Origin of the sequence: Microcoleus sp. N9_A2 (assembly GCF_036701775.1) — a bacterium.
GTDB lineage: Bacteria > Cyanobacteriota > Cyanobacteriia > Cyanobacteriales > Microcoleaceae > Microcoleus.
In genome coordinates this window covers 1-12,427 of sequence record NZ_JAUBRH010000104.1, presented here as the reverse complement: position 1 = coordinate 12,427, position 12,427 = coordinate 1, and the positions used below count along the sequence as shown (strand labels likewise).

Annotated in this window: 13 protein-coding genes; 9 read left to right on the top strand and 4 right to left on the bottom strand. The window is 45.9% G+C overall.

What is annotated here, in order from left to right:
- Positions 1-64 precede the first annotated feature (64 nt).
- The gene (locus QUA44_RS29400; protein WP_333257111.1) at positions 65-487 is read right to left on the bottom strand and encodes a helix-turn-helix domain-containing protein; all 423 of its coding nucleotides are present in this window, start codon (positions 485-487) and stop codon (positions 65-67) included.
- A 53-nt stretch (positions 488-540) separates the two neighbouring features.
- On the opposite strand from QUA44_RS29400, the gene QUA44_RS29395 reads away from it, so the two are divergent.
- The 7 genes from QUA44_RS29395 (at position 541) to QUA44_RS29375 (ending at position 5,865) form a co-directional block, all read left to right on the top strand.
- The gene (locus QUA44_RS29395; protein ID WP_333257108.1) at positions 541-771 is read left to right on the top strand and encodes a hypothetical protein; all 231 of its coding nucleotides are present in this window, start codon (positions 541-543) and stop codon (positions 769-771) included.
- 75 nt (positions 772-846) lie between these two features.
- The gene (locus QUA44_RS30850) at positions 847-1,083 is read left to right on the top strand and encodes an IS1 family transposase (protein WP_445243715.1); all 237 of its coding nucleotides are present in this window, start codon (positions 847-849) and stop codon (positions 1,081-1,083) included.
- Positions 1,084-1,109: 26 nt separating this feature from the next.
- On the top strand, positions 1,110-1,325 hold the full coding sequence (locus QUA44_RS30845; RefSeq protein ID WP_445243716.1) for an IS1 family transposase: 216 nt from the start codon (positions 1,110-1,112) through the stop codon (positions 1,323-1,325).
- A 352-nt stretch (positions 1,326-1,677) separates the two neighbouring features.
- The gene (locus QUA44_RS29390) at positions 1,678-2,538 is read left to right on the top strand and encodes an inositol monophosphatase family protein (RefSeq protein WP_333257105.1); all 861 of its coding nucleotides are present in this window, start codon (positions 1,678-1,680) and stop codon (positions 2,536-2,538) included.
- 160 nt (positions 2,539-2,698) lie between these two features.
- Positions 2,699-3,379: a Crp/Fnr family transcriptional regulator gene (locus tag QUA44_RS29385; protein WP_333257103.1), complete on the top strand. Its 681-nt coding sequence runs from the start codon at positions 2,699-2,701 to the stop codon at positions 3,377-3,379.
- The gene (locus tag QUA44_RS29380; RefSeq protein ID WP_333257101.1) at positions 3,376-5,277 is read left to right on the top strand and encodes a M61 family metallopeptidase; all 1,902 of its coding nucleotides are present in this window, start codon (positions 3,376-3,378) and stop codon (positions 5,275-5,277) included. Before QUA44_RS29385 ends, QUA44_RS29380 begins: the two co-directional genes overlap by 4 nt.
- Positions 5,278-5,391: 114 nt before the next feature.
- Entirely contained in the window at positions 5,392-5,865 is a 474-nt protein-coding gene (locus QUA44_RS29375) for a TerB family tellurite resistance protein (protein WP_333257098.1), read from the top strand.
- A gap of 550 nt (positions 5,866-6,415) precedes the next feature.
- Here the strand turns inward: QUA44_RS29375 and QUA44_RS29370 are convergent.
- Both QUA44_RS29370 and QUA44_RS29365 read right to left on the bottom strand, forming a co-directional pair.
- Positions 6,416-6,946 (bottom strand): peptidoglycan-binding protein, encoded by a 531-nt coding sequence (locus QUA44_RS29370; RefSeq protein ID WP_333257095.1) that lies wholly within the window; start codon positions 6,944-6,946, stop codon positions 6,416-6,418.
- A gap of 271 nt (positions 6,947-7,217) precedes the next feature.
- The gene (locus tag QUA44_RS29365; protein ID WP_333257092.1) at positions 7,218-8,867 is read right to left on the bottom strand and encodes an NAD(P)H-hydrate dehydratase; all 1,650 of its coding nucleotides are present in this window, start codon (positions 8,865-8,867) and stop codon (positions 7,218-7,220) included.
- A gap of 114 nt (positions 8,868-8,981) precedes the next feature.
- Between QUA44_RS29365 and mnmA the strand changes: the two genes are divergently transcribed.
- Positions 8,982-10,073 (top strand): tRNA 2-thiouridine(34) synthase MnmA, encoded by a 1,092-nt coding sequence (mnmA, locus tag QUA44_RS29360; RefSeq protein WP_333257091.1) that lies wholly within the window; start codon positions 8,982-8,984, stop codon positions 10,071-10,073.
- 327 nt (positions 10,074-10,400) lie between these two features.
- Here the strand turns inward: mnmA and QUA44_RS29355 are convergent, their stop codons facing one another.
- Positions 10,401-10,985 (bottom strand): hypothetical protein, encoded by a 585-nt coding sequence (locus QUA44_RS29355; RefSeq protein WP_333257088.1) that lies wholly within the window; start codon positions 10,983-10,985, stop codon positions 10,401-10,403.
- A 538-nt stretch (positions 10,986-11,523) separates the two neighbouring features.
- On the opposite strand from QUA44_RS29355, the gene QUA44_RS29350 reads away from it, so the two are divergent.
- Positions 11,524-12,405, top strand: a complete 882-nt coding sequence (locus tag QUA44_RS29350) for a hypothetical protein (protein WP_333257085.1) — start codon at positions 11,524-11,526, stop codon at positions 12,403-12,405.
- Positions 12,406-12,427: the final 22 nt, after the last annotated feature.

The following is a 12,427-nucleotide window of genomic DNA, read 5'->3' as shown; positions in this document are numbered from 1 at the left end:
TTGAATTGCCCATCAAGTGCGATGCCTGCGGCTGGCTTCGCCTACGCGATTTTTTCGAACTTATTCAGCAAGCCCTAATTAGCACAATTTTAGTAAGATAAATTTTCCCGTGTTTAATCGAGAAACCTCCTATCCTGAATCGTGCCGACTGTCTGCTATTACGCTTTTTGAACTTGGGACGGCTAACTTTCCGACCTTTTCGCTTGCCCTTGAATGAATCAAAGTAGTTCTTCCAAGCTACCCCTAAATCGGCAATTGATTGCTGAAGAGGGATGTTTGAAACTTCTGCTAGCCATTCCCGTTCTTCCGACTTCTTAGCTTGAGTAATGAAAGTCTTTTGCAAGTCTCCGTTACTCGGTAGTTTTTCAGATGAATTGCATAATGCTAGTGAATCATTCCACACAACACGGCAACAGCCAAACAATTTAGCAAGATTGTGAACTTGCGGAGGAGTTGGATATATGCGATATTTGTATCGTTGTTTCATGAAACTATTTTAGCATTAGAATAGCTATTGATACAAATAGATATGTTACAACCGTGACTCACTTGAACGAGGAAAAGAAGGCGGTTGAAACCGCTGCCGACTTTTCCCCGTGTCTAAAGCCAGGGGCTTGCGTCTCGCTTTTCGGTCAATTTGTTTTTAATCCAGCATGGAAAGCTATTACCTCAGAACAACAGGAGTTAATGTCACGGATGCTACTTGAACGTATTTCTCAGGCTGGGATTGCTCGGGTACTGCAAGTATCAGAAGATACGGTGCAGCGCTAAGTAAACGCCCAGGCTGTTGTTGAAAAGAAGCAAGTGGAGGTGAGTCCCAAGCCAAAAAAGCGCTTGACCGGAAAGATGGATGAGTTATGGTCGTTTGTTGATAACAAAGGAAATCAGCAGTGGGTATGGCTTGCATTGGATGCCCAGACTAGGGAAATTGTTGGTGTACACATTGGAGATCGTAGCGCGGTATCAGAAGAGTGCCTTATGGAATTCAATGCCACCAGTTTACCGTCAATCGGCAGTAATTTATACCGACCATTGGAGTGCCTACGATTCTGTATTGTAAGCGTAAACGTCATCGCAGTGTAGACAAAGATAGTGGTTGTACTAGCTAGATCGAGCGCTTCAACTGCACCATTCGACAACGAGTATCTAGGTTAGTGAGAAAGAGCTTATCCTTCTCTAAAAAATTGGAAAATCATATTGCTGCTATTTGGCACTTTGTCCATCATTATAATTCTAATTTACCAGAAAGAATTGGTTTAAAGCCTCTCCCTGATCGGGATAAATTAAAAGAAAACTATTCATTACTCCAATCCTCTTCCTTCTAGGTAGAGGTCGCACTCATCTGTCAACTGTCAACTGTCAACTGTCATCTGTCAACTGTCAACTGAAAACTCCAAATGCCTACTTTTCTTTGAATTCGGTTTTATTATCTTGACCCTTTCCTTCAGGGCACTACCCAATTTAGATACGGGACAGCTTAGTATCTGCTTAGTGTCTAAAATTTTTTTGAGTTCCACGAATCTTGTCTGGCGCTTGTATAGCAACAGCCCAGATGGTTAAGAAACCCGGTTTCTCGGCACCTGCGCGCAAATCCTGTACGAGTGAGTCAGAAACAGTGAAACGCGCCGATCGATTCCAATGACTTAAGCTTTTATGCTGAAGTTAGCTAAAAAATTTATGTTTAACCTCATGTATATTTCTCCAGAGCAAGATCAAAAAATTCGCTACACCCTACGCGAGTGCGGTCAAGAAGCTTACAAGCTAGCAGCCCAACCTTTTGAAGTTTCCGAGAAAGGGCCCAACGACTACGTGACGAGTATCGATCGCTACTTAGACGGACAACTATCGGCAGCATTTAGCGCTTTGTTTCCTGAAGACGGCACGATCACCGAGGAAAATGCCGCCTCCAGAGCAGCTTACGGGGCTAATTACCAGCGTCTCTGGTGCATCGATCCCCTCGACGGGACTGAAGAATTTATTCGGGGAAAACTGCACTACGCTTCGATGGTGGGGCTGCTGCTTGAGGAGGAACCGGTGGCCGGCTGGCTCTACGCCCCGGCTTTTGACCAAATGTATTTTGGCGGCAAAGATTGGGGATTGTTCCAAAGTGTGGGAACCGAAGCGCCACAGCCGATCGCGCTGTGCAAACCCCCTGCCCCGACAGCGGAAAATTGTAAAATTATTCTCGGAGACAAAGACCAGAAAAACTACGCCCGGGCGATCGCCCAAAGCATCCCCGGAGCCGAATTTTACTCGCTGGGCAGCTTTGGTTTAAAAGTGATGGAAGTCATCTTCGGTCGAGCCGGTTTGTACCTGTATCTCAACGGCAGAGTTAAAGTGTGGGATACCGCCGGCCCTCTGGCTCTAGCAAAAGCAGCCGGATTAGTTTGTTGCGATTTGCAAGGTCAACCGCTGAGGTGGACGGCAGATGCGATCGAACCGGAGACTCTGGCGCACACCCAGTCAATCGCGATCGGCTGGCCGGAATACATAGAACCTCTGTTGGGCAAAGTTCAACAGGCAGTGGCAGGCTTGTAAACCCGTTTACGATTAAAGAATCTGTCAATTTTACGTGAACCGGGCCTCTGCACCCTTATCATCAATTAAAGGAGCAACGGATTGTTTGTGTTCCCAAACATCGATCGTTCCCTAGCTGTTGGGTGTCGCCTAATCATATTTCCCACCTCCGCGAGTTTGCATGAAGACAGAAGCTTTCAGTGAGCTATTCCCTCTATTTAAGGGTGCTAACCCAGAAACCTTGGGAGGGCTGCTATCAAATGCCGTCAAGCATGAGTATCCCCCGGGCCGAGCTGTGGTGATGGAGGATTCTTGGGGCAACGCGATTTACTTTGTCGTGTCTGGCTGGGTAAAAGTCCGCCGCTTGTCAAACGATCGAGCTGTATCAATGGCTATTTTAGGACGGGGTGCATTCTTCGGCGAAATGGCCATTCTTGACGAATCCCCTCGATCGAATGACGTACTTGCTCTATCGCCCGTGCGGCTGCTCAGCGTCACGGCTCAGCGATTTATCCAAACCCTGTTTAAAGACCCGCAATTGCACCACCGGATGCTGCAACTGATGGTGCGGCGGCTCCGCCAAACCAATCTCCGCTCTCAACTCCGAAACCGCCAGCCAGCGGTTAAACTAGCAAATACTTTAGTTGAGCTGGCAGAAAACTACGGTCAGAAAACTGCTGAGGGCAAAGATATCTTCAATATCCCCTATGAAGACTTAGCGGATGTCACAGATATCACCCTAGATGAAACCAGCAAAATTATGGAAAAACTCGATAGTAAAGGCTGGCTCAAAATCGATCCCGACCGCCAAACTATCCATTTGATCAACCTCAAGCACTTGATGAATTTGGCAAGTCAATGATTGATGTCACTTATGAGGATACCTCGTCCGCTGCCGGCAACCTGAATCGGCAACTAACACCACCGACAATTCAATATTCGGTGGCAATGCCCAATCCTGAATCCCACCTGTTTGAAGTGACTTTGCGCGTGCAAGGTTGGTTGGAGCCGGTTCTGGATTTAAAAATGCCTGTCTGGACTCCCGGTTCTTACTTGGTTCGAGAGTACGCCCGCCACCTGCAAGATTTTCGATCGCTATCGGGCGATCGAGCTTTACCTTGGCGCAAGAAAAGCAAAAATCACTGGCAAATCGATACAAATTCGGTTTCAGATATCACGGTTCGCTACCGCATTTTTGCCAACGAACTGACAGTGCGAACCAATCATTTAGACTCGACTCACGGTTATTTCAATCCAGCGGCTTTGTGCTTTTTCTTGCCCGGTTTTGAGCGCCACTGCTACACCGTGACCGTTGTGCCGCCTCAGCCCCAATGGCGCACTGTTACTACTTTGCCGCCTGTTTCTGGCCAAAATCTTACTTTCGCTGCTGCGGATTTTGACACTCTCGTAGACAGTCCTTTTGAGATTGGCTATCACGAAGTGTACGAGTTTGAAGTGATGGGAAAACCCCACCAGCTAGTTGTTTGGGGAAAAGGCAATTTAGAACCCGATCGGGCGATTCGAGACATCCAAAAAGTTATCGAAGTCGAGGCAAAAATGTTCGGCGGTTTGCCTTACGAACGCTATGTGTTTTTCCTGCATTTGTCTGGCTCTGGTTTTGGTGGTTTGGAACACAAGGAGAGCTGCACTCTCAACTATCCGCGTTTTAGTTTTCGGGCTAAGGAAAAGTATGAACGCTTTATTCAGTTGGTAGCTCACGAGTTTTTTCACCTGTGGAATGTCAAGCGCATTCGACCGAAAGCTCTCGAAGTATTTGACTACGAACAAGAGAACTACACTCCTTCTTTATGGTTCTCTGAAGGCACTACCAGTTATTACGATTTGGTGATTCCTTTTCGAGCTGGTATCTACGGCGTCAAAGGTTATTTCCAAAATTTGGCTAAGGAAATCACTCGCTTGCAGACGACTCCGGGGCGGAATGTACAGCCTGCGAGCGAGTCGAGCTGGGATGCTTGGATTAAACTTTATCGCCGGGATGCTAACAGCGATAATTCGCAGATTTCCTATTATTTGAAAGGGGAAGTTGTTTCGTTTTTGCTCGATTTGTTGATTCGAGCTAGACATGGCAATGAGCGATCGCTCGACGATGTGATGCGTTTGATGTGGCAGCAGTTTGGGAATGCTAATTCGACTGAAAATGGCGATTTTGACCTGAAGTCGGAAACAGACGGCAAGTCGGCGCATTTGACATCAAACGGAGAGTTAAATTCTCATTCGCTGCCCGCAGAAATAGGCTTTACTCCCGAAGAGTTGCAAAGTGCGATCGAGTCGGTCGCCGGCATCGATTTGAGCGACTTTTTCGCGCGCTATATTGACGGCACAGAAGAGTTGCCTTACAACAAGTATCTGGAACCTTTCGGGCTGCAAATTTGGGTAGATGAAATTGACCAAACACCTCGCATCGGTTGGACGTTGGGAGCCGAAAACGCGCGGGAAATGGTTAAATTTGTCGAAATAGGCTCTCCGGCACAATTGGCGGGAATTGACGCTGGGGACGAGTTGCTGGCGATCGAAGGTTTTCGGGTCAATTCAGAACAAGCGGGTGAGAGGCTTAAAGATTATCAGCCGGGGGACACAATAGAGGTGACGGTTTTTCATCAAGACGAACTGCGGACTTGTCGCGTGACTCTCGCGCCGCCCCGCCCTGGCCGCTACTTGATCGTGCCCGTGGAACAGCCCACCGCTATTCAGAAACAAAACTTTACTGGATGGCTGGGAGTTCCTCTATCGAAACTGTGACATAAATGAAGGGGAACGGGAAAGGGGAAAGAAAAGACCAAAAGGAATCAAGCTCAATTCCCAATTCCCAATTCCCATTTACCAATTCCCAATTCCCATTTACCAACTTTGATTATGCAAACCCCACCTCCTCCATCAATTACGCCCCGCCAGATGAATCTGCTGAGAATTGTTGCTTCTATGGCCTGGGCTGACGGCGAACTCGCCACAGAAGAAGTTAATTTAATGCTCGATCGCTTTTGTCGTTTGTTTGCCCCAGATACCGACGGACAACAAATGCAACAAGAACTGCGGGATTACATCATGCAAAATATTCCCCTTGATGAGTTGATCGGTCAACTAGAAACTCAAGATGAAAGGGAATTAGTCCTGCAACTCGGCTATGAAGTGATTTCTTCTAGTTCTCGCACTCCCGATGAACCAAAAATTAACGCTGAAGAAGCCGCAGCTTATCAAAAATTAGTGCAGTTGCTGAATCTTTCAGAGGATGTGGTTAAGCGTATTGAAGCTGAATCATCGACCGCATATACTTCAGAGGGAATTGTCGAGAAGATGGCTCACAAATTAGAAAAGTTCATTAAAGGCTAGTTCGTGACTTGCGTGCGCTTGGCTTAAAAACCCGGTTGATTCCTAGATTTCTCCTTACTCAATCTGGAATTTTTCGTAGAAACCGGGAATAAGCCCCCCATGCGTAAGTCTTGTTAGGTAAGTATCGGCCTAGTAATTTTCTGAGTGCAACTATTTAAAACTAAATCAGAAGGGAAATAAACCGGATAGTGACTCCCAATTTCCTACGATATACTAACAAATAAACACGCAAAAGTCGAGAATATTTTTCATCGCCGGGAACGGTAACAGAATTTGCGTGAAGCGAAGCTATCCCGCAGGGAATCGCCCTTCCCGCGCGCTGTCTTCCCCTTAACGAGAATTAGGGACTTAGGCAAAGCCTAAATCCCTAATTGAGCTACCGATTTTTTGCCATCACTCAAAGTGATATCGTTTCTGGTTGTATCAAAATAATAAAATCGAGTCAACAGTCAACACTCAACCATTCAGTTTTTCGACCCGCCCGTCAACAGTCAACAGTCAACAATCATTTCGCTCGTACAACCGAAATAGATATTAATCCAACCAGTCATTAGTGCGGTAACTTGCTGAGGGCGTGCCAAGTTCTGTAGCCGACAATTCCATCTTGCGGTAAAGCCATGCTAATTTGCAATTGTCGCACTGCTACATCTGTCATCGGCCCGAATAATCCGTCAATAAAGCCGAAATAGTATCCATTGATTTTCAAGACATTCTGAACAATTTTAACAGCATTACCAGAACTGCCCTTCATGACGATCGGCATATTCACAGGTGCACCAGAGTATAGTGCTTCCCAAGTGAGAGGGCCGACAATCCCATCTTCTTGTAAAAAGACGCGGTGTTGATAGCCTTTGACGGCGTTTTGAACTTGGACGCCGAAAATACCGTCCATCGGCCCGAAATAATATGCCCAATGATAAAGAAGCTGTTGTAGTTCCTTGACAGCTTGACCTGTTGAACCGATTTGTAAAGTGGGTTTGTTTATTGCAGCGGTTTCAGCAAATGCCAGAGTTGATTGAGCAATAGTATCGGCGACAAGAGCCATAGTTTCATTGTTCAAGCTTCTTTCTTCGGTGTACATAATGTGGTTCCTCTCAATATTTAAGTTTTGGTCTGTGATATTTCAGGTATAACTGGTGGAATTTGTGGATGCACAGTCACTTTTTCGAGTGTCACTCATGTGAGTGTCACTGGTTTGAGTTACCCGTTGGTTTGTCGTAAGGAATGCAAGTTGTAATATTTTTATGATGACTTTAGTTGTCAATACAAACCAAGGGGTAAGGTGCGCGGTGGACACCTACCCAATACAAAGATGCGGGGTACGCACTCTATCAACTCATGTTGATTGTTTACTAAGAAAATTCTCGCAATGTGGGAATTAAATACTGTGTCAAAGTAAAGGCATCTACTCCTAATTCCGTCCGTTCTTTGGCAGCCATGATTCCGGCTTGAGCGTGCCACCAAGCTGCTGTTGCTGCAACTGATTGGGGGGGGGATTTGCGGGCGATCGCACTTGCTAACAGTCCCCCTAACAAGCCTGTGAGAACGTCGCCGCTGCCGCCTCTGGCGAGGCCTGGGGTGCTTTCGGGATTGAGGTAGGTGATGGTACGTGAAGCGTAGCTATCCGGTAGGGAATCGCCCTCATCCTTCCAACTTATGCAAACTCTCGCTCCTTTGAGCAATACCGCTGCACCGCAAAGCTGAGCTGCAGCTTGAGTTGCGGCAATTCGATCCTCGCCCGTTTGATCGGCTAATTCGGGAAATAAACGCTTGAATTCGCCCGGGTGAGGCGTGATAATTGTCAGTGCTGAGCGTTCGGACAAAATCGGGACTGTGCCGAGTTGAGCGAGGATATTTAAACCATCAGCATCTAAAACCAGAGGTCGATCGCTCTCCAGTACAGATTCTACAGCTATTGCGGCTTCCAATGTCAGACCTGGCCCTGCCGCGATCGCATCATAAGAACTCAAATCAATTGCTACTGGTAACTCGCTAATTGCACCGCTTTGGGTTTCGGGACATCCTATAACTAATGCCTCTGGCAACTGACTGCTCAAAATCGGTTTAATCGACTCAGGAACAGCAATTGACAGCATTCCGATGCCGCTTGCTCTTGCTCCCAATGCTGCCAAAATTGCGGCTCCGCTGTAGCGGCGGGAACCTGCAATAATTAGTAAGTGACCGTTGGTGTATTTGTGCGAAATTGGCGATCGGGGTAACGGCAAATGCTGAGTTGCCGAGGCTGTTGTAATGCGTTGTATTGCTGGCGTTTCGCCCAATATTGCTGCAATATCTGCTGCGGGAATATCAAAATCAATTAATTCGGAACTGCCGATATATTCTAATGCTCTGTCTTGCAGAAATGCCATTTTCCACAAACCCAAACATAATGTATGTTTAGCCCGGATAGCCGTCCCCAAAACTTCTCCGGTATCTGTATGAATTCCCGATGCAATGTCTATACTTAAAATGGGGATATTTAAATTATTTATTTCGTCAATCGCGGCGGCTGTCTGATTAGTAATTTCTCGTTCTAATCCAAAGCCAAATAAACCATCTACGAGCAAATCGCAGTTTTTCAGCAGTTCAACTTTATCAACAAATGGAATATTTAAAGAACGCGCATAATCAGCGTGATTTTTAGTGAGTTCTTTGAGTTTAGAAAACGGGCAGTAAATAACTACTTGGAACCCTTGAAAGTGCAATTCGCGGGCAACAACCAAAGCATCGCCGCCGTTGTGTCCCGGCCCAACCAATACGCCGATAACTGGCAATTGAGAATTGTCAATCTTTTTCCATTCTCCCCTCTTTCTTCTATCCGTTAAATCCGTTTCATAATCGGTTGCCGAACTTCCTTCCGCTTTCAAAAGCTCCTGAATGCGTCTAGCAATCAGTCCCGCGACTTTTTCCATTAAAGCTGCGACTGGCATTCCAGCAGCAAAAATTCTCGTTTCTATTTGCCGCATTTGGTCGGCGGTGACAACAAATTTTTGAATAGTCATATTAGTGCTAAAATTTCAGCTAACAGCAGCAGTGGCAAGTTGTAGTATACTTGTGGTATAATAAATTAGCTCGATCGAACAAAGTAACAGTAAAATAGCAATTTCTCTCCAACCATGAACAAGATTGTTGTAGGCCTCTCCGGCGGGGTCGATAGTTCCGCAGCAGCCGCAATTTTACACCATCAGGGATATGAAGTGGTGGGTTTAACGCTGTGGTTGATGAAGGGCAAAGGTCAGTGCTGCTCTGAGGGAATGGTCGATGCAGCTAAAATTTGCGAAGATTTGGGCGTGCCCCACCACATTGTTGACAGCCGCGAGGTCTTTCAGGCAAGTATTGTCGATTATTTGGTGGAGGGTTACAGTGCAGGAGTTACACCTCTGCCTTGTTCGCAGTGCAATAAAACTGTGAAGTTCGGGCCGATGCTCAAGTATGCTCGCGAAGAACTCGGAATTGAAAAAATCGCTACAGGGCACTACGCTCGGATTGCTTACGATGCTGCTACAGGTCGCTATCAGTTGCTGCGGGCGATCGACCCTGCGAAAGATCAGTCTTATTTCCTGTATGATTTAACACAGGATTTGTTGGCGGGTACGGAGTTTCCTTTGGGGGAAATTACCAAGACAGAAACTCGCAGAATTGCGGCGGAATTTGGATTGACAACTGCTGATAAGCCGGAAAGTCAGGATTTGTGCTTGGTGGAAAGTAACGGTTCGATGCGGGCTTTTCTGGATAAGTACATTGCGCCGCAAAAGGGTGATATTGTGGACAAGTCAGGGCGGGTGCTCGGACAACATGACGGCGTGCACCACTACACCATCGGCCAACGGAAGGGACTCGGGATTGCTGCACCGGAACCGCTGTACGTGATTGAACTTGATGCTGCTGGCAATCGGGTAATTGTGGGCGATCGACAGTTGGCAGTAGAATCTGAATGTACAGTCCAGAAAGTGAATTGGGTTTCTGTGGCTGCGCCGATGGCTCCGATTCGGGCTCAGGTACAGATTCGATATCGATCGCACCCCGTCCCCGCTACAATTATTCCTGTGGAACCATCCCAAGCAGAGGAAAAAGTCGGCGGTACAAGAGTTAAGTTGATTTTTGACGAACCGCAGTTGAGCATTACCCCCGGACAAGCGGCTGTTTGGTATGACGGCGATGTGCTGTTGGGTGGCGGCATCATCGAAAGAAACCAACTCCCAAATTAAAGCAAGGGGCGGGCTAGAAGCCCACCCCACAAGAAACCACCCACAAAAAAACTCACTCTTTGTGGAACAGGCATTTTGCCTGTTTCCAGAAGCTCACCCCACAAGAAACCACCCACAAAAAACTCACTCTTTGTGGAACAGGCATCTTGCCTGTTCCCAGAAGCTCACCAGAAACTTTTCACAAGAAAATTCACTCTTTGTGGAACAGGCATCTTGCCTGTTCCCAGAAGCCCACCAGAAACTTTCCACAAGAAAATTCACTCTTTGTGGAACAGGCATCTTGCCTGTTCCAAAAGGAAACTTATATTTCATTTCACATGGGTACATTTACCTAGCTAACTTTTTTTCCAAACGCAAGATATTTCCCCTAGCATTAGTACGGTAAACCCAAGTTTGCCTACCATCAGAAACCACAACCCGCCAACCTTCAACAATCATTTGACCGCAAATTTCATCCGCTTTCGAGAGTCCTAAACAAGTATTCGGCCAACTTTGTCCGCTCGATTCAGTTACTTTCAACTTGTCAGCAGCAATGCCAGTTTGGCGCGACAAGTTTTGGCGAACTGCTGCTGCTACGGTTGCGGGCAATTTGTTCGGGGGATTTTGGCGCGTCGTCTCGGCCAAATTGCCCGGTTCGGAAATTAGAGTATTAAGTGCCAATACCGAATAGCTGATTTTTTGGGACACCGCGGCTGAGGAAAATTGCTGCGCGGTTTGCTGCTGTTGCCTTTCCAACTGGGCAAGGGAAGATTTGAGAGCGCCCGCATTAGCCGCAGCGGTGTGTCTTAGCGCCGGATACATTTCCCATACCAGAATTCCTGTCAGCACCAAAGCCAAGATTACAGGATTGGGCTGCTTTTGGTCTCGGTTTTTATTCTTTTGAAATTTATTTTTGGAGATTCTTTTCATCATACGCCCTCTGCCTCACTTTACACAATGCGCGATCGCTCCTGAACACTCAACTGCAGATACTTATTTAGACACTATTGCTGGTGCTATTGGTTCCTTTGTGCAGAACCGACTTGACTGCTGGTTGCTGGTGCGGCCCAAGTATTTCTACTCGCTGCGGGCACTTGTGTTTCAGGAAACTTGCACTACCCAGTTATTACTTAATTTTTACTTTTTGTCTCAGGGTATTAAGAAAAATTTATGCTTAAGTAAATATTCTTAAAAGCCTCTAATCTTGCCCCCGAACCTCAGTACAAATTACTATTCGGCGTTCCAAAACTGCTAAACGTGTTTTAGACTGTGGGAGGCGAGCTGAGCCAAGGATATCACAGGGATGCCTCAAAATTAGTTGCAACAGGACAAAAACGCATTAGAAATTAAATCAGCTATCGCTGATTAATTATATTAGCCTTGTGGTTTTCTAGAGCGAGCGATCGTCCCCTAAACTACTTTAGTAGCGATCGCTAGTTTTTTAGTACAATATTGTTGAAATCTATCGATTATGAACAGAAAATCCTTGGGAATCCATTTAATGAATCGGCTGAGCTATCCTCAAAAATTTACCTTAATTGGTTTTCTATTTGCAATACCGTTAACCTTGGTGATGTACCTGTTGATTTCCGAAATTAACAGCAGGGTTGATTTTGCCCAAAAAGAAATCTACGGTAATGAATATCTGCGCCCGCTGCGACAGTTGAGGGAATACATACCGAAGCTTCAACTGTTAAATTATCAGGCTTTAAATCGCAATTTAACCAATCTCGATGCCAGGAGAAATTTAGAAGCTAAGATAGAGGCAAACTTTCAATCTCTGGCAAATACAGACCGCCGACTAGGAAAAACTTTAGTTAGCAGCGACAAATTTAATAATTTATATCAAAACTGGCAAAATTTTAAACTTCGCCGCAGCCAGTGGAGTATAGAAACCTACGATGTTGTATATAAAAAATTAGCAGCAGATATTAATAAATTGAGCGCTCACGTCGGCGATACTTCCAATCTAATATTAGACCCAGATCTAGATACCTATTATTTGATGGATGCTAGTTTGCTGAAGATCCCAGAAATGCAAAAAATCTTGTCAGAGATTAGGCTGGTTTCTCAAAAAAGTAGCGCCCGTTCCGATGCCACACCTGAAGAAAGAGCGAAACTGATTACTTTAGCCGACAAATTGAGAGAACTTAATCAAGATTTAACAATCAATATGGAGGTAGGATTTAGTAATAATCCTCACGGGAATCTGCGAAAGAAATTAAGCGAGCGTTTGACCAACTTTAACTCGGTAGTAGAGCAGCTAACTACGCAACTAGATAAACTGATTAATCCCACGGGAGCATCCCAGTTGAGAACTAAGCAGAAATACTTAAGGAAAATTCCCCGTTAAGATAAGCACAGCGTAAGCGAAG